Below are 22,804 nucleotides of genomic sequence, written 5' to 3' on the forward strand. Positions count from 1 at the left end.
CGCGACTAATTTTCAATTCTCAATTCTCAATTTTCAATTACCTTGACCGGTGACTCATGCGCCAGATTAATATTGCCGCTTGTAATCACGACATCCCCTTCTTTCAATCCTTCCAAAAGGGTATAACTATCCGCGTTTTCCAGTCCGGTACGCACGTAGTTCCAATAAGCGTGCCCATCAACTAAAGTAAATACGACTTGTTTTCCGGAACGTAATACCACAGCCGTTTTAGGTACGACCAATTGCTTCCCAAGCGAGCGTTGTACGCTAACCCGTACATTCATGCCTTCGAATAATTTACCTTTGTCGTTTACCGCCGCTTTCACTTGTACCATCCCGTTCTCATCCACTAGCGGGTTGATCTCGGATATACGTCCTTCAGTCTTTAAGCTGGTGGTGGCGAAAGGGGTAACTTCCACTTTATCTCCGTTTTGGATAAGCGGCAACTCACTTTCCAATACGGTGAAAGAGGCTTCCAGACTATGAGGATCGATAACGGTACAGAATGCGTCCGTCGTAGACGCCACGTTCTCTTGTTTAGCGAAAAGGTTTGCGATAATACCGTCGAAAGGCGCGATTAGCGTCGCGTTCTGTTCCTCATATTGGGCAAGTTGATATTGGGCGAGCGCCAGATCATATCCACTTTTTACCCGTGCTAGGTTGAGCGTCGCAGGCGGGACTTTCGCTGAGTCTTCCAGCATATATCCTTGACCGATCAATACGTCTTTTAATTCAAGCCTCGCTTTCTCTAGGGCATCTTTGGCTTGCGCTGTTTTGTTCGTGAGCCGGAAAGTAGCGAGTTCCGCTATTTTCTGTCCTTTGTTTACTCGGTCTCCGTTCTTCACGTAGATACGGGCGATGGGTTCCGCCGACTCAAACCGTAAGTCCACCAACTTGCGAGCGGATAATTTACCATTGCTTATCAACTCATGATTAAATTCCGTTTGCTTCAATGTCATGATCGTGACTTCGTTCGCCTCATCCGGCAATACGGTCTCTACGGAATCTTGTGTGGCATCTGTATCTTTCTTTTCTCCACCGCATGCGCTTAAACAGAATAAAAGCGTAAAGGTCAACAATTTATAGTATTTCATACTCGTATGATTGATCGGTTTGTACAATTTATCATTCGCAAATATAAGTATTTATTGTTACGATGTAGTCGTAATTGCTATAAAAATAAGGATATTGTATTCATATTGATGTGTTGTTTAACATACTTCGTGCTTTCTCTTTCATTTCTTTAATAGCGGAACTTTCCACTTTGGGTTTCTTAGTTAATACGGAATCAATCGCCATTTTCAATTTTGCAGGTTGAAAATAAGATGGTTCCGTATAAAGATTCATTAACAGATAATACGGATAGATACGTTCCGGTAAAATATCAATGGCATGTAACAGGTGCTTTTCCGCTTGTCGGTATTCACCTAAACACTGCTCATTTTTAGCCATTACGTAATAAAGCATGGGATCGGAGCTTAATAAGACAGCTCTCTCCAGATATTCATTCGCTTTCTCATATTGTCCGGTTTTGCTAAGAGATTGAGCGGCCTCGAAAAGGAATTCCGGTTTATGCTTCAATAATGGATACAAAGGTTCATATACCTCCAAGGCCGCTTCGTAAGCTTTATTATTGTAAAACATTTGCGCCTTATTCCATTGTTGATAAGCCTTATAATGATCTTTTTGCATCCAGAACAAACCAATTCCAAGGATAGCGATTCCCATAAAAAATATCTGTTTGCCCCATCTATGGCCATTTGATTCGGCTTGGTTCTCACGGATCTCATCCTTGTCCGGTGTTACGCTCATCACCCCTAGGAATATCAATACTACCCAAAACTCCGGCAATTGTAATGGATAAGAAGAGAAGGCGAATATAGCCAGAGACATCAATCCCCCGCAACAAGCATACCTTTTGTTCTTTATTCCTTTATAAAATAGAAGCCCCAGCCAGCCTATAAATAGGGCTAATCCTACTAACCCCTGTTCTAATCCAATCTGCAAGTATTCATTAAATGCGTACTCCGGGCATCCGGCAACCAACTTTTCCTGTTCAGTCGCTTTTCCCGAAGCCATGTATTCCGCTTGTGTTTCAGCGTAAGCGGCAGGGAACCCACCTAGGCTGGTACCTGTAATCGGTTGTTTTTGTATCGCTTTCGTCGTGATCTTCCACATCAGAAACCTTCCGTCTGCCGAATCTTTCTTTAATGTATAGAGTGATGCGCTCCCGCCAAGAAGCAATATGCCGCCTAGGATACCGCCTATGATATACCACCTTTTGTGTTGTCTCAGTCTGGTCGCTGCCTGTTTCCTGTCAAGGCGGTACAGGGCATATACCCAGGCGCAAGAAACGACCACCGCTATCCATGCCGATCGGCTCATTCCCGCAGGAAGTACAACGATTGCTGTGCCTATACATCCCATGGACAGGTAATAGGGCATATTTCGTTTGGACTGTTCCAGCAAGATGCCAAGAGCCACCGGTAATGTGATCGCCAAATATCCGGAATAAGGCCCCGGATTGAAAAAAGAGCCGGTCAGCCGAAACAGGGAATGGTTCGAATAGGCCCATCCCTGTAATTGACGGAAGCCCCAGATGGCTTCTATAAGGCCTGTCGCGATAAAGAACATTGAAAAATATCCTATGAGCACCGGATATTCATGGAACACCTGCCGAAGCAGATACCACAAGACAACCATTTGTCCGATAAACAGGAGCTTTTCCGGCTCCGGGTGTATGGAGTAGGGATAAGAGAGGAGGATAAGCCCCAAGAGGGAAAGGGGGAGGATATCCACGTAAGTCCATGGGCACAGCCCCTTGCTTGGATTCAACCACAAACCTTGTAGGGACACGGCGGATAAGAACAGGGCGATTAGTTGAATCCAAAAGGTTTTCTCTGTCACCAAGTGTGTGGATAGCATTCCCAATCCTGCGAAAGGGGCGCTTAGCAAAAGTGTCCCGAGTAGGGTATATACGCCGAGTTTCAACAGCTCTTTCATGGTTAATATCTTTTTACCGTATCGTTTTCCACCAAAAAGATACGATCTTCCGCAGCCTTTTCCGGTCGCGAGATCATCGCTTTCAACAGGCTCCCTTTAGGTATCTTGCGAATGAGGATGCCACCGGGTATCGTGTCTGTCGGGAAATATCCGTTTTTAAAACACTGCTGTTCCTGTTCCCAATAAGCGAGTGTATACGGCACTTGCTGTTGATACGGGTTGTCCGAGGCGATAAAGATGGAATCGGTTCGGGCCGGATCGGGCTTAATTTTCGTGATGATCCCCGTATTGCTCACATGGAAAGGGGATGTGATGAAGCGTAGTGAGCCATAAGCCTCTTTGTCATATTCGGCGATGATAAACACATCATCGCCTACGATCTTCGGGAAGGTACAGCGGTTGCCGATCCGTTCGCTCATGGCGAAAGGCCTCCAGTTACCATGATTATAGGTACAGAGGTAAATAGGTGCTCTTTTTGATCTCACCGGGAGGTCGCAAGTCGTATGGATATCTGCGACAGGTGGTAGGTATTGCTCCGTGACAGCGGTCAATAACGGATTTTTTAAGAACGTACGGTATTCATCGGTCGACTCGGTCGTTACCGGATGTAAGGGGGCGAATCCGTATCTGTAAACCTTGGCCGGGGTCAAGAACGGCTTGGTTAGGTTGTAGATCAAGGAATCCGGGCCTTCGTACTCCGGAGCGAAAGGTAGGAATCGCCCATCCTCGTTTAAGAATGCGCACCAATAATGTTCCCCGTTCCTACGAGTCCAGATCGTATGTTCTGCTACAGTGGGAATACCGGCCGCACGCATCAGCTGGATACCATACAAGACTACCCCATCACAACGTCCAACCCCTGTCCGGTGGATCTCCTCTGCGGTTGGATAGTGGATGGGTATCTCCGTTTGATAGGTGACTCGGGTTCGTAGTATCTTTTGTAACCTCACGGCCGCATCGTACGTGTTATCAATATGCGAACTATCCAGCAAAGGGAGGTACGTCCGCATCAGCTCCTCACGTAAACCGGAGAGCGGTTCGTATAACCCCCGGTAGGGAAGTATATACCTGCAAAAATTCTCGAAACTTACCGATTTATTCCAGGGCTTGGGCCACGCCTGAAACGCCAGCTCGATATTACGGATTAGATAGTCCGAGGATAGGGTGGTGATGTCTGATACCCTCTCTCGCTTCTCATATCCGAAATGATAGACCATATTGCGTATCAAAAAGCGGGCGGCCTCTCTTTTTAACGAATCCCCTTCATAGTATTTGATGACATATTCCAACTCTTTCCTGTTATCGCCGGCTTGCGACAACGCATATTCCAACATACTTTCTTCTTGGCTTTTTGAGAAACCGCAAGAGTGCAGACAGATCCAAGCGCATACATATAAAATAAGCTTATTCATAATTCTTCAATTGTTTCGAATATTTTTCCAAAAACGTCCCTTTCTGTATTCCCCCGTGTAAGGGTCAACGGATTTCCACACTTTCCAAGCTACCCCTACGATAAATTCCTCCGGTATAAGTCCGAGATAACGGGAATCTCTAGAGTTTTCTGTCTTATCTCCGGCCACGAAGTAATAGTTGCTTTGGAACTGGTATTGTCTTACCTGTTTGTCTCCTATATAAACTTTACTATCTTTCCACGATAGGGAATCTTTTGATTCCCACTCGATCATTTGTTTGTATAGCTTATAATTTGTTTGATTCACGGTAATTCTATCCCCTTTTCGGGGGATATACAAAGGACCGAAATCATGAACATTCCAATTGAATGTAGAATCAAAAGGGAAACAACGGTAGACACCGTCCGGCATCCGATCCGCTTTTTGTCTGGATAAGTTCGCTTGACTTTCCACATTCCCCAAAGGCTCTTTTGTATGGTTGTTTCGGTAGAATCCCTGTTCGATCCGGATGGAGTCTCCCGGTAACCCGAGGCAGCGTTTGATATAATATTGCATGATGTGCATTTCGATCCGCTCCCATGAATAGGGATGCGGGTAGTTGAATACGAGAATATCATTCCGTTTGATTTGCCCGACTCCGGGTACTCTGTATATATCTACCCGCTTCCCTTTCATAGATGCGAAAATATTGAATAACCTAGGTCCGGCTATCCATTTGTTTACTAATACTTGATCTCCGGTTTGGAGTTGAGGCTCCATGGAATCGGAAGGGATTTTGAACGTGCTGAAACAGAAGATGAGGAGGAATGCGTATATGCAACCAATACCAAATACCCCATAAAATATAAGTGTCAGATATCGTAACATCTGATTTATATTTGTTTTGTATATACGTTTTTCTATTCCCATTCTTTTATGTTCATGCCTCATTTCCTAAATCCAAATTCTTTGGATATCAGTCATCAATAGTCGAACACTACGATATGATATTCCGGATCATCACTGATACCATAGATCTTCCGTTTTTGATTGTCTACAGCGATGGAGGAGACTCCTTGGTCTAATGTGTAATGGCATTCAAGGCTACCGTCCCATCCGATTACAAATAATTCTTTGCATAATATATTGTAATTAGGCTCTGTCACCATTTTTCCATTATAAAGAACAAATAAACTATTCCCCACGTTTACAGGACTATAAAAAGCGTCTCTATAAGTTTGCGGGCTCGCTTTACTTCCGATAATGTCTCCATCCCTAAATTCTTTGAAAACAGATGCGAAATGATCCGGTCCCCGTAATTGTTTTTCCAAGGTCCCGTTCACGTTATAGATGCAAATTAAATCAGTGAAGTAGTGAGTGATTGCAACCTTCTCTTTTCGGTTGGTGGTTAGGTCTGCCCGAAACGCATTGATTAATTCGGCAGGAGTATACTCCTGCTCAGTTTTAGGATAAGTACCGAAATCCATCGTTTTCTTACCTGTTTGATCAAAAAGGAATCCAGGACTCGTCTCTTGATAGGATACGCCTAAGAACCCGTTGCCCAAGCTTCGAATATTGCTCCATAGCGGTTTTGTATCTAGGGAGATACGGCTGGCGTATTCCGGTTCTTTTCCACTGGTAAATTCCGGGATAGAGTAAGTGAAAATCGTAGAGGTCATCATATCAAAAATGACTACGGAATCGTTCCGATTGACGAAACATGGTGTCATCATCTCTTTAGGCCCTTGTCCTACAGGAATACATTCTCCTTCCTTATGTGCCGTATTGAGGTTGAAGATGTGGAATTGTTTTTCCGCCCCTTGATTGCAAGTAACTAGGAAGGAGTCGAATAATTGGATTTGTGAAGGTCGTAAAATAAGACTGTCAAATTCAATAGTTTTTCCGGATAGTGATTTTCGGACTTTGAAATCACTTCTCTGGAAGGTTATGTTTTTGTCATCTTGTTTTTGATCATCGGTACAAGCGATGAATACTAATAGGATGAGTGAAAGATGTAAGATAATGTATTTCTTCATGATACTGATTTTTTAAGGAGGGCATGCCAAATTAAGGGATTGAACACATTTTCTTCTTGCTCAAGATACCTAGAGTCTATGAAATACAAATTAAAAATCAATGAGAAAACATCTGCATTCCATTGATTTACCGACTGTATTCCATTGTGATTTTTTTCGTTTTGGCACACCCTCCTTTGATTAAATTTTAGTTCCAACGTCCCGGTATGTAAGTGGATGTCCCATCGGAATATTTGATAATACATCCTCCCCCAGAGTAACTGCAATATCCGCTTCCACCTTCCCCACTAGCCAATGCCTCCACATTGTCAAGCGCTAAATCAGAGAGTTTAATCTCGTTTTCACTCTGGTTGATGTTCCATGCCGCAGCTACTGCTACGACTGCCATTACGGCTATTCCTAAAATCTTTTTTCTCATGATATTTCTTTTTTATAGTTTATGTTTTTGAGAATTTAATCTCTTGCTTACTATTCTTCTGCAAAATAAGGATATTCTCGAATTCCTCTTTCAATTTAATTTACTACTTTTGTGTCACCTCCTTTCTGCTTCATGGGTAAAAGTGGGGTGGGAGGCTTGCTTGTGATCGTTCCAATATATCCGGCAAGCTCTCCCTTCTCTTTTATTTATTGAGCCATCCCCCGAATGTTTAATTTTATCAGTTGATTCGTATTGCATTTCACGGTAATCGTCTCGTCAAAGACTCCTTTGTCTTTCGGTGTCATGATGGCTCTTACTTGAAGGGTCTCACCCGACTTGGCAGGATGTTTGTCGAAAGATGGGCGGGCACAGCCGCAGGTTGTAGCCGCGTCTAGTATGACTAACGGGTTATTTCCTGTGTTTGTTAATCGGAAAACAGCTTCTTTGCTTTCTCCCATTTGGATAGTTCCTAGCTGTATGGATGCCTCTTCCACTTTCACGGTGGTCTGTATTTGTGAAGCGGGTTGTTTTCCGGTGATCTCTTTTAGGTATAGCTCCCGGATATTCGGGTTGTGGATAGGATTTCCTATCACTACGACCTTATTGTACTTATCCAATAGGAAGGTTTGAAATCTCCCATCGGCCGGGAAATGATTTAGTTCGTTCAGCTTGTCGGATTGATCCAGACAGATAGGTTTGTCGAAATTGTCTTTTTTCAATAGATACCGTATTTCTTTCTTATCATCGGACTGGAAGAAAAACAGGAATGGAACCGTTCCTTGGGTAATGGAGTCGGTGTATTGAATCAGTTCTTTCCATCGGTGCAGTTGGAGTTTGCAACTGGTACATCCTATGGAATTCACGAAAACCAGCACCTTGTGGGGGGATTTTGGCAGGGTGAAGTCTACCGTATCGGTTGCAAACCGTGTAAAGACCATGTCTTTCGGAAATCGTATCTCTTTTCCTTGCCATTCGGATACTAAATGCTTGATCTCGTCTTTTTTCTTGTCTTGGCAAGCTAGAAGGAATAATAATAGTATGATTAGATTTAAGTATTTCATGATATTTTGTCGTTATATTTTAAATGAAAGAATCGGATCGTTGCTGTTTACATCCGTGGCGAGGATCGTTCCCGTATCCTCATCTACGTTGATACCGTAAATGGCATGGTCGAGCACATATTTCCGGACGGGGTTTCCTTTGAGGTCGAATACATAGATATATCGTCCTCCATCCTCAATCTCTTCCCCTCGTAGGTATGCTTGTTCGATATCTTTGAAGCTACGCCCATGGAATACGGCATAAATGAAATGGTCTGTGATATGGACATCACTAAATCCCATGATGCCGGTTGGAATTCCCTCCGATCGTGAGATTGCGAATTGAGGTTCTCCATTAGGCCCATACCGTACGGTTTGTGTAGTATCTGTGAAGTTGTATATTTCTAATGCCTCTCCTAGTTGGGTTGCCATGACCAAGATGCCTTTTTGGGGATTATAGTCGAAGAAGCTTCGCCACGCTTGCGCCAATGCAGGGCGTGCGATGTCTTCATAATTATTTTCAGTCGGGATCTGATTAGCGGAGTGAATCCATTTCCCTTCTCGGTCTGTCCACTTTTGTCTATATTCACCGAGGTAGTCAGATACCAAAAAGCCCGATTCCATCGGGTAAAAGTCCAATGCCCTAACCAGCCGCTTGTCCATATCGATCGTTTCTACGGGGATGATGTTGTTCATATTTTGTTCAATCTTCCACCGGGTTGTTCGCATTTTGTTCGCATCGAGCGTCCAGATAGAATCCTTGGAGATAAACCGGAAGCAATCTGCCGATACCATTTCTTCGGGTCCCTCGCCTCGTTTGCCAAACGATGTCATATATTCCCATTCGGGGTAAGAGAAGGCATGGAAGAAATAATCTACGTTGTGCAAGTCCATGATAATAGCGATACCATCCTTGACCGCTACCCGGAAAGGATAGCGGAACAAGGCGGTATCTAGGTGGATAACCTGCGCATTTAATGCCTTTTCATCGGGAAAATCCTCGTAGCGGGGGAAGTGCCGTGAGGATTCCGAACAGGATACCAGACTACCTATTAATAGAACTATGTACACGTAGTAGTTCATGTGTTGTTTTAACGGTTGTATATATATTTGTAATATCCTCCATTACATGATAGAGAGCCAGCCATATAACAATCTTTGGATCCACTTTCACCGGAAGCTAGCGCTTCAATATTAGAGAAAGTAAGATCTGAGAAATTTTGTTTTCCTTCTTTCAAAAGAAAATACGAAGCACACAAGGCGCAAATGAAAATGATAGCGAAAGCTTTCTTGAAAGTAATTTGTTTCATGTCGTTTCTAATTTTTGTTATAAACGTACGGCTTGGTCTTTGGATAGCCAATCTTTTTAGGTGACTTTTAGCTGACAGTTGAAAAATAAGCCTTTTGTCTACCTATAGTCATCTTTCATCTTGCGAGTTGAATGAATTTATTCGTAGAAAGGGATGGAAAACGTATCTTTGCAGTTTCAACGAGGAATAATTATGGAGAAGCAAAATTGGAAATTTTATTGGAAGTGGAGTGTATTTGTTCTGATGACGATGATTTGCTTGTTGTCTTTTTATAAATCATACCAAAATGTAAAGTATGAATTACAAGAAGAGTCTCAAACGTTATTTCAGCGGGCAGTTCAAGATGATACAAATAGGCGGATAAAAGATTTAGGGGATGCTTTTTGTTTTTCCTATTCAGGCGCTAATCGATTGGAACGAGATAGCATTACAATCAAGACTGCCGATGCGATTATACATATGAGGAATAATAAGGAGGTGGCACGGAGGATGTCTTCACAGGAGAAGTCTGATTTTTGTCTCCAACATTGTTTGTCTATGGAGAATCCGATTCAAGTAACCTTGCTGGATAGCGCTTTTCGTGCATCTTTGTATGAACATGCGATTTCGGCTCAGACCGTAACTTGTTATACCTTTATAGACAAGACGGAATGTAGCTCTTCAGATACTTCTTTTTATCAATCTTTCATACCATTAAAAGATATTGTTTTTGGAGCGAATCGGACGATCGTTTTACAAGCGTTTGTTCAATTTCCTTTCCTTTATATAGTAGGTGAAGTGTTTTTGCGAAATATATTTTGGATTCTGGCAATGGTTATTCTCTGGGTTATTGCGATTGTCTTGACATGGAAAAGACCAAGGATAAATATCTTACCGCTACAAGAAGCACCTAAAGAGATGATACAAATAACAGAAGATATCTTGTTCGATGAAACACATGGCGTATTGCATTATCATAGGCATCGTATCGAATTGGCAAATCAACGGCTGAAACTGTTTTGTATTTTATTAGAACATAAAGGATATTTCATTGAGTCCGATCGGCTGAAAGAAGAAATCTGGCCTGATGGAAGTGTGTCCAAAGACGCTCTTACCGCTACGGCTAAAAGGCTTAAAGAGGATTTGTCTCCTATTCCGGGTTTGGTGATAGAGAGTGCTCGGGGTAAAGGATATTCGCTAAAGATCGTTTCGGGAGAGTAAATTCTCTATCTCAACGTTCATTTGATGGTTTATTTGTGTGATGAGCTTGCTATCGGCAGTAGTACTGACTTGGCTAAGTAATATATACTGACTTGCCCAACACAGTATATATTACTTAGCTAAGTCTGTATTGGTCTTAGGATTGCCAATCTTTTGGGCTGACTTTTAGCTGATAGTCCCAGAATAAGAGGCTTGCCAGTCTAAGGTCACCTATTTATATCGTGAGTTGAATGAATTTGTGCAAACAATGTTAATTATTTTTGTCCGGGTGAATCTCGTTCATGAATAAGATAGAACATGGTCAACCTCTTTTATTACTAAGTCGCAAACTGGTCAACCTGCTTTATAAATAAGACGCTAAGTAGTCAACTAAAAACGTTAACATACAGGGGTATTGTTGTTTCTCGTAGGGAAAACAATGGTTTCTCCTATAGGAAACTTTAGTTTCTTCCTAGGGAAACAAAAGTTTTCCGCCTATGAAACTTTTGTTTTATAACTGGAAAACTTTTGTTTTTGCCAATAAAAACTGTAAGCTATTGTATGTTAATGCTTTATAGGTATCAAGAAGACTGCTGAAGTGATGAAATACGGCGAGTGTAAGAAGATCGTTCTGTTTTGTGGTGAAAAAGCGTAAGTGATTGTAGATAGGATCGGATTATTGTAGATGTTTTTTTATCTGCAATCATGGGTTAAACATCATATAACCAGATGTCTATATGCGAAGTTGTAGATGTTGTAGATGTTTTTGATTATTTATAGGAAAGGATAGGGTGGTAAATTAATAGTGAGTGGGACGAGAGCGTTTTTAAGCAGATAGCCTTAGGGCAATTTATATAAAGGTATTTGCACGATACGATGTGCAATTTTTATACAAAATTGCACGATACGATGTGCAATTTTGTATATTTGTCCTTTAAACATGAATCGATATGGAGACCTTATTTCGTTCCTTTAGAACTCAATTAGAGCATACTTCGACAGAAGTCGTGCGTTTTCTTCACGATCAGATCGCATGGGATAGCCGATTGGTTGCGATTTTAGGTGCTCGTGGTGTTGGGAAGACTACCCTATTGTTGCAGCATATCAAATTGTATGATCGTGAGGATGAGTCTTTGTATGTTACGGCAGATGATTTCTATTTTACCAAGTATCGGTTATTCGACATGGCTTATCAATTTTATAATCTGGGTGGGAAAAAACTTTATATTGACGAGATTCATAAATACAAAGATTGGTCTAGGGAGGTGAAGAATATATACGATCAAATTCCTGGTCTTCAAGTTATCTATACAGGTTCGTCTATTCTTGATCTGGAGAAAGGTGGTGCGGATTTAAGTCGCAGGAAGGTAGAGTATAGATTACCCGGACTTTCTTTTCGGGAATATTTGAATATATCGCAGGGGTGGCAGCTTCCATCGTATTCGTTGGAAGAGATTCTTGCTGGGAAGGTTGAGTTCCCTTATAAGGAAGCTCGTCCACTCAAATTATTTAATGATTATTTATCGACAGGTTATTATCCATTTTTTCAAGATACGGAATATCTCTTGCGTCTGCGTAGCGTGATTAACCAAATGGTGGAATCTGATATTCCGATTTTTGCGGATATGACGGTGGCTTCTGCCGTAAAGTTGAAGAAATTATTATATGTATTAGCTCAAAGTGTCCCTTTCAAACCAAATTATACGAAGTTGGCGAGAGATTTGGATATCAGCCGGAATGTGTTGCCCGACTACATGAGTTATTTGGAGAAGGCAGGTCTGGTTAATTTACTGCGAGAAAAAGCGCAGGGCTTGAAATTATTGGAGAAAGTAGAGAAGATCTATCTGAATAATACGAATCTGGCTTATGCGTTGTCGGAGCAGGTACCGGATATCGGTTCCGTGCGTGAGACGGTTTTTCTATCTTGGATGCGAGTCGTATGCTTCGTTACTTCTTCTGCGATTTCAGACTTTGAGATAGATGGCCGAACCTTTGAGATTGGGGGAAAGAATAAGATGCGGCAACAGATCAAGCAAGCGGCGGATGGGTATGTGGTGAAAGATGACATAGAATATGCTTTCCGCAATATGATTCCTTTATGGATGTTTGGCTTTATCTATTGAATATCCATCAAGGTCTTGCCACGATCATTACATAATCCCTCTCGAACACTTTAGGATCGTCTAAGAATTTGATCAGGTCTTTTTGGCAGGAGGAGCCTGTGCGTTTAACGGTCTCACGCATTTCGGTGACGGTACGAATCATATAAACACAGTCATCGGTTTGTCCGTCTGGCCAGAACGGAAGTCCATCATCTATATCATTGATAAATCCTCCGGAGCTTTTGGGTAAGGCGTATGTTTTCTTCTCTTTCTTGAGATAGACTACTCGATGGGTGATAACCGGTTTGTAATCGTCCAGCCATCCCAGCCAATTATAGATGGCGGGAGAACCTTTTTGAAAGACTCCCATAAATAGCCCATTCGGATTCTCCAAGAAAGAACGAAGACCGGTCGGTTTATCTTGATTGTCTTTATGAAGCGCATATAAAGGGGTGATCGAGTGGGAACTTGAAAGCTGGTATACCGTATCTCGATAAGGAATCAAGAAATTTATTCGGTCTTGATCCGTATTCCAATAAAAGGTTTGAAACCGGGTGATCGTATCCGGAGAGACGTTAATATCTTTGGCATCCGCAAGGATGAATTTGCAAAGCGTATCTCCTCGAAGGTTGAATGTCGTTATTCCTTTCGGGATTTTAGAGCCTTCCGCGTAATCACAAAGCATATATCCCGAGGAGGAGAAGCCTACTATTTGACTGGCATCCGCATTTATCGAATATTTGGTAGGCAGGTTTTCGGGGAATATATAATTCTGAATGGTCAGCATCGTATCTAATGTGGGTAATTCCCCGATACATGGCCTTATATCGTTGAATGTGGTCGAATCTTTTTTATTGTCTTGGTCGAGGCCGCTCAAGGCGCAGTACATACGGGTTGTTTTCTTGTCGTAAAATAGATTAAGGCCGTTCATCCCATGGTTCCATTTATAATCCAAGGCCTTAAATCCATATCGTTTGCTGGGAATGCCTTGCTTACGATAATAAATACGTGGGTTATTGAATGTGATAAAAGCGTCGCTATCCGGAATAGCGATCGCTTGTGTTACCGTGTAACGAGCGTCTCCAACATTATAATATTCCAGCTTAGAGGCTATTTGACTCAGTTTCAACATCGCTGGATGGTCCAGCGCCTTTTCTATATCAATGAGGGCCGGAGTTGTCGAACGATTATACTCCGCTTCATATTGGGGAGAGGTGGGTTGATTCCTTTGTTGGCAACTATTCAAGAGCAATGCAAGGAACAATAAGCATGTTGAGAACTTGGTGATCATGATTGGATACGTATTGTTTCTCGCAAACATATGTAAAATAATTGATTGTAACAAATGATTTTACGAATTTATCATAGATTTGCGATAGCCCCGTAGAATAGTATCTAGAAATGATGCCTGTATATGATTTTATGATTTAGCGTTCTTTTTCTTAAGCGGAAGCCTTGGGAAAAGCTTTCGAAAACGAACTAGGTGGCTTGTTACGTTACTTCCTGCGATAATGAGGGTAACGGCTAGGATGATCAGGATGATTCCGCAACACAATCGTAACGTTAATGATTCACCGAAGACAGTCACTCCGAAGAATACGGCGGTCAACGGTTCCAAAGCTCCGAGGATAGCCGTCGGGGTGGAGCCGATATATTGGACCGCCAGTGTCGTGCAAAGGAAAGAGATAGCGGTTGGGAATATGGCTAGAGCGATCAGGTTACCCCATAAATACCAATCATGGACAATGTGAAGGCTCCTGCCGAAATCTATACGGACTAAAAACAAGGTCATTCCGAAAAGCAAGACATAGAACGTAAGTTTCAACGTAGCGATATTCTTCAATAGCGGACGATTCGCGCCTACGATATAAATAGCATAGGAAAGAGCGGAAGCCATGACCAACAGGACACCGGTTAAACTAAGAGTCGTTCCGTCGCCACTTTTATAAAGTAAGCCGATACCGCCTAATGCCAGCAAGATACAAAAGATGGTTTGTAACGTTAATTTCTCCTTGAAGACAAACGCCATGATCAGCGCCACTAAGATCGGATAGACAAACAGCAAAGTCGAGGCGATGCCTGCTTCCATATAATTATAGCTTTGGAATAACGCTAGGGAAGAGAAGGAAACCAACAGCCCCATGAGGATTAAAGGAACGATCTCGTTGGGTTTCAACTTAAAGTTCCGCCCTCTCGCTTTGATCATGATACCCAATACCGGGATCGCGAATAAATATCTGAAAAACAGGACTGAATCCGGATTCATACCGGCTTTATACAAGGGTAGGGCGAACAAGGGGTTCATTCCATAAGTCGCGGCGGCGATAGCCCCTAGAACATATCCTTTTGCTTTTGCATTCATGATTAAAAATATTAGCGCGCAAAAGTAGTATATTCATGATAAATATTATATATTTGTAGATTATCATTTCAATAAATCGTTAACTAAAAAGTAATAAATATGCCTCCAGCAGCAAGATTGACAGATATGCATACATGTCCTATGCAAACCCCGGCTTGGCCATCACCGATACCCCATGTAGGCGGTCCTATCGTAGGGCCGGGAGCGGCGACTGTTCTAATCGGCAAGCTACCGGCGGCGGTAATGGGGGATAGTTGCGTTTGCGTAGGTCCTCCGGATACGATCATTAAAGGATCTTCCACCGTGATGATCTGCGGTAAACCTGCCGCCAGAATGGGAGATACGACAGCTCACGGAGGGCAAATCGTATTGGGATGTCCCACCGTTATAATAGGTGGTTAGGAGGATCTGCGGCATATAATATATGTATATTGTGAGAATATTACTATCTTTGCCGCCACTTGAAAACTAAAAATAACAAGACATGGAAACAGTAGTAAGTGGAATCAGACCAACAGGTAATCTGCATCTAGGCAATTACTTTGGCGCGGTAAAGAGTTTCTTGCGGATGCAAGATGAGTATAATTGCTTCTTCTTTATCGCTGATTGGCATTCGTTGACTACTCACCCGCATCCTGACAATATACGAAATAGCGTAAAGACGATCCTCTCGGAATATCTGGCTTGTGGTATCGATCCGGAAAAAGCTACCATTTATATTCAGAGCGATGTGCCGGAGGTGGTAGAGTTGTATCTATATTTGAATATGAACGCCGGTATCGGCGAGTTGATGCGTACGGCTTCCTTTAAGGATAAGGCCCGTCAGCAGTTGCATATCAGCCGGGAAGGATGTGAAGGCGATGTAGAGAAAGAGATTTTTAATGAAGGTAATAAACATAGCGTAAGCGCTGGTTTGTTGACTTACCCGACCTTGATGGCCGCCGATATTATTATCCATAAGGCGTTGAAGGTTCCTGTAGGTAAGGATCAGGAGCAGAATATGGAAATGGCTCGTCGTTTCGCCCGCCGTTTCAATTCTACCTATGGAGTAGATTTCTTCCCGGAACCAGCTTCGTTCCATTTGGGCGATAAGTCCGTGAAAGTACCGGGCTTGGATGGTTCCGGTAAGATGGGCAAGAGTGAGGGTAACGCGATCTACTTGATCGATGATGAGAAAACAATCAAGAAGAAGGTTATGAAAGCGGTTTCCGATGCGGGACCAACCGAGCCGAATAGCGTGAAGCCCGAGCCGATCGCCAATTTATTCACGATGATGGAAATTGTCTCCGAGAAAGAGACCTATGATTTCTTTAATGAGAAATACAATAATTGCGAGATCCGTTACGGCGATATGAAAAAGCAGTTGGCCGAGGATATCAATAAGTTCTGCGCTCCGATCCGTGAGCGTATCTTGGATATGGCCGCCAATACGGAATATCTGGATAAGGTAGCCCGTATGGGTGCGGAGAAAGCTCGTGAGAGCGCTTCTAAGACTTTAAATGAGGTACGCCAGATTATCGGTTTTCGTCCATATTGATGCTTATTAATTAAAAATAAGAAAAAGCGTTTAGGGATAAGTCCTTAAACGCTTTCTTTTTATTAAAACCATTATAAAGAACCTGAAAAGCGATTTGTTAAAAAGAAAAGGTTGTTACTTTGCGGTGAATAGTTACAGATAACAAACGTATGGCTGCTATTACCACCCAAGAATTTGAACATCATTTCAAGAGTTTATATAAGCCCTTGTGTTTGTTTGCGCTTCGTTATACCGATCAGGTAGACGATGCCGAGGATATCGTGCAACAGGCCTTCGCGGATGTATGGGATAAGAACCGGGCTGGTAATGTGATCGGGAATCTCAAGGCTTATTTATATCAAGCGGTGAGGAACCGTTCTCTTTCATTTACCTCACAACCCGTAAACGCTGAGGCCACCGAGCAGTTACCCGACGTAGAAGATACCTCGGAAGAGGAAGACATCCTGCGATCGGAGCGTGACGCCCGCCTGTGGGATGCTATCGATCGGTTACCTCCCGAACGGAAGAAGATTTTCTTGTTATCCAAACGGGATGGCTTGAAATACCAAGAGATCGCGGAGGAATTGAATTTATCGGTAAAAACGGTTGAGAACCAGATGAGCAAGGCATTGAAAGCTTTGCGAGAGACCGCTATCCGTGTTTATATGTTCTTTTTCGGATAAATTTTATAGAAAGGAATGGGGGTTTTTCATATTTCTCTGTCTTAGAGATAAAGGTTACTTGTTTATTTCATTAAAGCATGGAGAGTATATGAGGAAGTTGGTGGTATTTGTGATGTTGATGACGTGCGTGATCTCGGCCCAAGCGCAATGGAAAGTGACGCCGGAAGCCGGTATGAACGTGACAAAGTATAAGGGAGATGCCGCTAAGGTAGGCTTTAAGGCTGGGGCCGCAGTCTCTTATACATTCGGATCGGGCTGGTTCTCGCTTCAATCCGGTTTGTATTATGTGCGACGGGGGAAGGGGCTGTCTTCTTATAGTGAGATTTATGGAACTAGTGAGAGTCCATATGGGGGACGGGAAGGTACGAGTATATTTCTCTATCCCGTTTCCAGTGATTATTTGAATCTGTGGGGATACGGTTATGGTAATGGTTACGGCTTTACGGGCTTCTATTATGATACCTATGGAATTAAGGATTTTGATGTAGAAGGTATAAGGCATCGCAGTCAGAAGGAGCATCGTGAATATATCCAATTACCGATCTTGGCTCGTTTCGATTGGCAGGTAAGTAAGGATGTTCGGTTACATTTGGCGGTCGGTCCCTATTTGGCGGTTGGCTTGGGAGGAAAAGTGACGTATGAGGAAAGTGATTATTCTTTAAAAGGAAAGCTGCCCTATAATAAGGAAATATCATATAACCCGTTTAATCCCGGCCAAGGATATGCGGTAGCGCCTCGTTTTGACTGGGGAGCTACCATAGAGGCTGGTATAGAGGTGAAACGGGTCGCTTTTAAGGTTGGCTATGATCTGGGTATAGATAAGCAATACAAGGGATATGCTTATAACATAGGTCTGAACTATCATACGGCTAGTTTTACCTTGGGATACACATTTTAAAGAGAAAATAGGATGAAAGCGATGGTTTGTATAAAGTGGGTATTTATATTCGCGGTGTCGATGATGATTTTCTCATCTTGCGTATCGTCTAGGATCTCGCCGAGTATGAGCGTGGGAGTTCCATTGAAGAAGGGGCAGGCCCCAAATGTCGGATTCCAATGGTATGAGACTGGAAGGACTTATTAAATAGAAGGAATAGTTATGAATAATAACGAGCATGACAATAAATTGGAACAACGCATCCGTTTCGTAGCGAAACGCTATCGGGAAGGAAGCCTTGACCCGGATAAGGCATGGCAGAAGTTCGCTTCTGAGCATGTGATTAGCCGGAAGGTCTCGTTTCGCCGGTATTGGATCGGGGCGGCCGCTGTCGTGTTAGTGCTCGTAGGTCTGGGGACATGGTTTACGGTAGAGAGAAACGCCCCGGATTGGGTTGCGATTACTACCGCCCCCGGACAAATGAAAGATGTTTACCTTCCGGATAGTACCTTGGTCGCTTTGGCCGGCGATTCATGGATCCGGTATGACGCGAAGAGATATGATAAAGAGAGGCGTGCCGTGGAGATGAATGGAAAGGCCTTTTTCCAAGTGACGAGGAACGAGGCACGCCCTTTCTCAGTGAAAACGAGCCAAACGGAAGTTACGGTGCTGGGAACAAGTTTCCAGATAGATGAGAAGCCTACCGTTACGGAAGTCAATGTAGTTACCGGCAAGGTATGTTTTACCGCCGGGGAGGAAAAGGAGAATGTGATACTTACCGCTGGAATGTCGGCTCAGTATTCTATGGAGAACAAGGAGATAACGGTAGTGACGGAAGAAGACGTGAACAAGTTAGCTTGGAGGACAGGGCAACTTCGTTTTATGGAGACACCGCTGGATAAGGTGATTGAGGACTTGAGTGATTATTATCAAGTCAAGATTGCGAACCAGACAAAGAATGAGGGAGCGAGATTGACCGCTACTTTTAATAATCTGCCTTTGGAGGATGTCTTGCAGGTTGTTAACCAGACATTGGACGCACGTTTGGTTTCCACTTCGAAGAAATAAAATCAGATCATTTATGAGATCTATTGTTGTATGGCTGATAGGGATTCTTTTGCTTCCCGGTTGGATGGGACATCTATATGCGCAGATGCCCGAACCTACGCCGACGGTTACGTTGGATATGCGGCAGGTTCCCCTGTTGGATATATTGATGGAGCTTGAGAAACAAACCGGATTGTTCTTCTCGTACGAGTCCTCTCTGCTGAAAGAGCTGCCAGAGGTTTCCCTGTCGGTCCGGGATGAATCCTTGTCGTACTGCTTGAAGCGCTTATTTTCCCCATTACCGATTATCTATCGGGTTACGGGGCAATATATCATCTTAAAGCGAAAGCCCCGTCAATATACGATCAGCGGATTCGTCAGGGATTCAGCCTCGTATGAGAGTTTGTTGGGGGCCTCGGTTCTGGTGAAAAGTTCGAGGGGAGGGACGATGTCTAATAATTACGGCTTTTACAGCTTGATACTTCCACCCGGTAGGGTTCGCCTTAGGGCCTCGTATGTGGGCTTTAAGGCGATGGAGATAGAGATCGATTTGCAAAGGGATACGATGATCGACTTCCCGTTGAGGTCATTGGCCTCGTTAGGCGAGGTCGTTATTCGGGGGACCCGGCCTCGCTACGAGATATTGAGTAGCCGTGCGGGGGTGATCGACGTACCTGCCGAGCGGGTGAAGTCGATGCCCGCTTTGCTGGGGGAGGCGGATCTGGTGAAGACCTTACAGCAGTTGCCGGGCGTGGCGGTAGGCACCGAGGGAATGACCGGCTTGTATGTGCGTGGGGGCGGGGCCGATGAGAATTTGTATCTGCTGGATGGAAATCCGGTCTATCATGTGAACCATTTGTTGGGGTTTTTCTCGGCGTTCAACCCGGACGCGATAAAGAATACCCGGTTTTATAAAGGGAGCTTTCCGGCGGAATACGGCGGAAGGCTCTCGTCGGTTGTAGATGTCCGTATGAATGACGGTAACCGGCAGGAGTATCACGGGAATATCTCCGTGGGTTTGCTTTCCGCACGGGCCAATCTGGAGGGGCCGATTGTTAAGGATCGCTCCTCGTTTAATGTCTCGGTACGCCGTACGTGGTTGGATTTGATAACGGCGCCGGCTTTGGCTGTAGTCAATAAGAACAGTAGTATCAAAGATGCTTTCGGTTATCATTTCTTCGATATTAATGCGAAACTCAACCTCTCTTTCTCGGATCGGAGCCGTGCCTATCTGAGCTTTTATATGGGGCAAGATGCTTTCAGGCAAGGGAGTAAGGAGAAGAATGGGGATTCCGAGGATATGTTTCTGTGGCGTTGGGGAAACTTGATCGGCTCTGCTGGATGGAACTACGTGTTCGGGCAAAAACTGTTTGGTAATTTGATGGTGGGTTACAGCCGTTTTCGTTCTCATATCCGGCAGGAAGTGGGGGGATATGAAATTTATGCAGGTAAGGAGGGGAAAGAATCGTTCAAACGAGAGAGCCACTATAAATCGGAAATGGAGGATTTGAGTGTTCGTTTATCGGTGGATTACAGCCCGTCAATGAATCATCGGATACGGATGGGTACGGATTATTTGTTTCATAATTTTCGTCCGGAGAATAGCCAGCAAAGATCATGGGTGAAAGATTCGTTGGTTAGTCCTATGTATGATCTTTTGTATGATTATTCCTTGATAAAAGGGCATGAGTTCTCTTTGTTTGCCGAGGATGAGATGCGGGTCATGGATCGCTTGCGGGTGAATGCCGGATTGCGGTATACCTTGTTTCATGTAGAGAATGAGATCTATCATTCTTTTCAGCCTCGTTTGTCGGCACGTTATTTACTCCGCCCGGATCTATCGGCGAAGATATCCTACAGTAAGATGAACCAATATGTCCACTTATTATCGAATACCTATGTGAACCAGCCTACGGATATTTGGGTCCCGGTGACGGAGCAAGTCCCTCCGATGAGTTCTCACCAGATTACTGCCGGGCTTTATTATAATCTGAAACGGATGTATGATTTCTCGATCGAGGGGTATTATAAACGGTTGAATAACTTGATTGATTATAAGGATCATTGGCCGGTTGAGACACATTTCTCCGGTTGGGAAGACCGGGTCGGTTTGGGAAAGGGTAAGACCTATGGTGTGGAGTTTATGGCGCAAAAGACAAATGGGAAGACAACCGGATGGATCGGGTATACGCTCTCTTGGTCGGATCGGTGGTTTCCGGATGGTTCCGTGAATAAGGGGCGTCATTTCCCGTTTCGCTTCGACAACCGGCATAAGGTGAATGTGGTCGTTTCTCGTAAGTTATCCCGGAAGGTGGAGTTAACGGGAGCTTGGGTGTTCGCCTCAGGAAACCATATTAGCTTGCCGGAGTATAAATATCTGTCTCCGATTTATCAGAAAGAGAACGGGTATGCCGGAGTAGATTCATACAGACCGATGAATTCAGGTTTGAGCGCTCGTAATAATTATCAATTGTCTCCTTATCACCGTTTGGATCTGGGCGTGAATTTTTATCGATATAAAAAGAAGGGTCGGATGGGGATTTGGAACATAAGTATATACAATACGTATTTGAAACCGAATCCCTTCATGACGGAGGTTATGGTAAACCAGGATATAAATCAGCGATATCATGTAGTGCTACAGGAGACGATTTTGTTCTATTGCATGCCCTCGGTTTCTTATACTTATAAATTCTAGCTTATGAGAAGATATTTACCTTACCTGTTCGTGTTAGGATTATTGATGGTCTCTTGCGTTCGGGATGTGGAGATTGATTTGGAGGATCTGCCGGATCGGATTGTACTGAACGCATCGGTATGTCCCGGAAAGGAGGTGTGTGCTCATCTCTCGAAAACATGGTTTATCATGGATAGCGTTCCCGATTTTGAGCTATCCGACGCAAAAGTCCGTGTCTATGTCAATGATGAGTTTCAAGGTCTTATGCGCAATGATGACCTGCCGGAAGATTCTATACATTCACGGGGGCAATATGTTCTGCCCGGTTGTTTCGTGAGACAGGGGGATTGTTTGCGTATAGAGGCCGAGGCCGATGGGTATGAGCCGGTATCCGGGGAAACTCGTATCCCCGGTCGGGCACGGATTTATGAGGTGGATACCTTATCCTATCGATCTTCTGCCTGCTATGCCGAATATCTGCGTTTCTCTGTTAAAATCGGGGTTGAGACGGATTCCTATTATCGTTTAATCGTGGAGCAGATCTTGGACTTCCGGAAGGGGGATAGTACCCGTACCGTAACCTCTTTCCGTAGCTTAGGAGGATATAGTTGGTATTATTCTGGTTTTAGCGTGGATTATGAGGATCCTGTTTTCCAGTCTTTTGGAGGTAGTCCTATCACGAGCCAGATGGATGGGCGTTACTGTATGGGTGTATTTAGAGGGGAGGATCTGGTTAATACGAATGCTATTAAGGTTTCTGTTTTTCCTGTTGAATACTCGTATGAGAGTGATACCCTTTCTATGGACGTTCATTACGATGTGCGCCTGTTGTCTATCTCCGAGGATTATTATCGATATATGAAGATTATGAGGGGGTACTCTATCACGATCGGCGACGCGAATTTCGGGGCGTTGATAGAGCCTGCCGATACGTATTCGAATGTGGAGAACGGCTTTGGGATTGTCGCCGGATATCAAGAGGATAAATTGCGTATCACGATGCCGAGAGACACGGTGCCTCCTTATTGGAATCCTTGGGATGGATAAGCCCATCCCGCGTTGACGACCTGTGCTTGCCGGTTCATACATCATGAAGCGGTAAGTTCACGAGGTATGAAAAAAAGGCTTTTCCTTGATAGGGGTATTTCCGGGAGATCCTGTCT

20 protein-coding genes are annotated in these 22,804 nt (G+C 43.7%); 9 read left to right on the plus strand and 11 right to left on the minus strand.

Annotation, left to right across the window (positions count from 1 at the left end):
• Positions 1-26: 26 nt before the first annotated feature.
• The 9 genes from NBH07_RS15680 to NBH07_RS15720 all read right to left on the minus strand — a co-directional run bounded on the left by NBH07_RS15680 (position 27) and on the right by NBH07_RS15720 (position 9,198).
• Entirely contained in the window at positions 27-1,094 is a 1,068-nt protein-coding gene (locus NBH07_RS15680) for an efflux RND transporter periplasmic adaptor subunit (RefSeq protein WP_008772846.1), read from the minus strand.
• 100 nt (positions 1,095-1,194) lie between these two features.
• Entirely contained in the window at positions 1,195-3,003 is a 1,809-nt protein-coding gene (locus NBH07_RS15685) for an O-antigen ligase family protein (protein WP_009016859.1), read from the minus strand.
• Positions 3,004-3,005: 2 nt separating this feature from the next.
• Positions 3,006-4,415 (minus strand): transglutaminase domain-containing protein, encoded by a 1,410-nt coding sequence (locus NBH07_RS15690; protein ID WP_009016860.1) that lies wholly within the window; start codon positions 4,413-4,415, stop codon positions 3,006-3,008.
• Positions 4,416-4,421: 6 nt separating this feature from the next.
• Positions 4,422-5,282 carry a signal peptidase I gene (gene lepB, locus NBH07_RS15695; protein WP_008779164.1) on the minus strand — a complete coding sequence of 287 codons (861 nt, stop codon included), beginning with the start codon at positions 5,280-5,282 and terminating at the stop codon, positions 4,422-4,424.
• A 95-nt stretch (positions 5,283-5,377) separates the two neighbouring features.
• Positions 5,378-6,430 (minus strand): BF3164 family lipoprotein, encoded by a 1,053-nt coding sequence (locus NBH07_RS15700; protein ID WP_005859567.1) that lies wholly within the window; start codon positions 6,428-6,430, stop codon positions 5,378-5,380.
• A 187-nt stretch (positions 6,431-6,617) separates the two neighbouring features.
• Positions 6,618-6,848, minus strand: a complete 231-nt coding sequence (locus tag NBH07_RS15705) for an NVEALA domain-containing protein (RefSeq protein ID WP_005859565.1) — start codon at positions 6,846-6,848, stop codon at positions 6,618-6,620.
• Between the two features lie 206 nt (positions 6,849-7,054).
• The gene (locus NBH07_RS15710) at positions 7,055-7,909 is read right to left on the minus strand and encodes a DUF1573 domain-containing protein (RefSeq protein ID WP_009016861.1); all 855 of its coding nucleotides are present in this window, start codon (positions 7,907-7,909) and stop codon (positions 7,055-7,057) included.
• A 12-nt stretch (positions 7,910-7,921) separates the two neighbouring features.
• Complete coding sequence (locus NBH07_RS15715) at positions 7,922-8,971, minus strand: TolB-like 6-bladed beta-propeller domain-containing protein (protein WP_009016862.1); 1,050 nt, start codon at positions 8,969-8,971, stop codon at positions 7,922-7,924.
• Positions 8,972-8,979: 8 nt separating this feature from the next.
• Positions 8,980-9,198 carry an NVEALA domain-containing protein gene (locus tag NBH07_RS15720; protein ID WP_009275352.1) on the minus strand — a complete coding sequence of 73 codons (219 nt, stop codon included), beginning with the start codon at positions 9,196-9,198 and terminating at the stop codon, positions 8,980-8,982.
• A gap of 192 nt (positions 9,199-9,390) precedes the next feature.
• Between NBH07_RS15720 and NBH07_RS15725 the strand changes: the two genes are divergently transcribed.
• The gene (locus NBH07_RS15725) at positions 9,391-10,398 is read left to right on the plus strand and encodes a winged helix-turn-helix domain-containing protein (RefSeq protein WP_229040590.1); all 1,008 of its coding nucleotides are present in this window, start codon (positions 9,391-9,393) and stop codon (positions 10,396-10,398) included.
• Between the two features lie 929 nt (positions 10,399-11,327).
• A complete protein-coding gene (locus NBH07_RS15730; RefSeq protein ID WP_009016865.1) occupies positions 11,328-12,500 on the plus strand; it encodes an ATP-binding protein in 1,173 nt (390 codons plus the stop codon).
• A gap of 7 nt (positions 12,501-12,507) precedes the next feature.
• Here the strand turns inward: NBH07_RS15730 and NBH07_RS15735 are convergent, their stop codons facing one another.
• The gene (locus NBH07_RS15735) at positions 12,508-13,770 is read right to left on the minus strand and encodes a DUF4933 domain-containing protein (RefSeq protein WP_039848536.1); all 1,263 of its coding nucleotides are present in this window, start codon (positions 13,768-13,770) and stop codon (positions 12,508-12,510) included.
• 129 nt (positions 13,771-13,899) lie between these two features.
• Positions 13,900-14,841: a DMT family transporter gene (locus tag NBH07_RS15740; RefSeq protein ID WP_005859559.1), complete on the minus strand. Its 942-nt coding sequence runs from the start codon at positions 14,839-14,841 to the stop codon at positions 13,900-13,902.
• Between the two features lie 99 nt (positions 14,842-14,940).
• On the opposite strand from NBH07_RS15740, the gene NBH07_RS15745 reads away from it, so the two are divergent.
• From NBH07_RS15745 to NBH07_RS15775, 7 genes are all read left to right on the plus strand, one after another.
• The gene (locus tag NBH07_RS15745; protein ID WP_009016867.1) at positions 14,941-15,243 is read left to right on the plus strand and encodes a PAAR domain-containing protein; all 303 of its coding nucleotides are present in this window, start codon (positions 14,941-14,943) and stop codon (positions 15,241-15,243) included.
• Between the two features lie 82 nt (positions 15,244-15,325).
• Positions 15,326-16,378, plus strand: a complete 1,053-nt coding sequence (gene trpS / locus NBH07_RS15750; protein ID WP_005867488.1) for a tryptophan--tRNA ligase — start codon at positions 15,326-15,328, stop codon at positions 16,376-16,378.
• Between the two features lie 149 nt (positions 16,379-16,527).
• Positions 16,528-17,040: an RNA polymerase sigma-70 factor gene (locus NBH07_RS15755; RefSeq protein ID WP_005859552.1), complete on the plus strand. Its 513-nt coding sequence runs from the start codon at positions 16,528-16,530 to the stop codon at positions 17,038-17,040.
• A gap of 88 nt (positions 17,041-17,128) precedes the next feature.
• A complete protein-coding gene (locus NBH07_RS15760; protein WP_005867490.1) occupies positions 17,129-17,938 on the plus strand; it encodes a porin family protein in 810 nt (269 codons plus the stop codon).
• Between the two features lie 201 nt (positions 17,939-18,139).
• The gene (locus NBH07_RS15765; protein ID WP_005867493.1) at positions 18,140-18,985 is read left to right on the plus strand and encodes a FecR family protein; all 846 of its coding nucleotides are present in this window, start codon (positions 18,140-18,142) and stop codon (positions 18,983-18,985) included.
• Positions 18,986-18,998: 13 nt separating this feature from the next.
• Positions 18,999-21,662 carry a TonB-dependent receptor gene (locus NBH07_RS15770; RefSeq protein WP_156682809.1) on the plus strand — a complete coding sequence of 888 codons (2,664 nt, stop codon included), beginning with the start codon at positions 18,999-19,001 and terminating at the stop codon, positions 21,660-21,662.
• 3 nt (positions 21,663-21,665) lie between these two features.
• Positions 21,666-22,688: a DUF4249 domain-containing protein gene (locus NBH07_RS15775; RefSeq protein WP_009016870.1), complete on the plus strand. Its 1,023-nt coding sequence runs from the start codon at positions 21,666-21,668 to the stop codon at positions 22,686-22,688.
• Positions 22,689-22,804 lie beyond the last annotated feature (116 nt).

The organism is Parabacteroides sp. B2-S-102, from assembly GCF_023656665.1.
Classification (GTDB): Bacteria; Bacteroidota; Bacteroidia; order Bacteroidales; family Tannerellaceae; genus Parabacteroides; species Parabacteroides distasonis.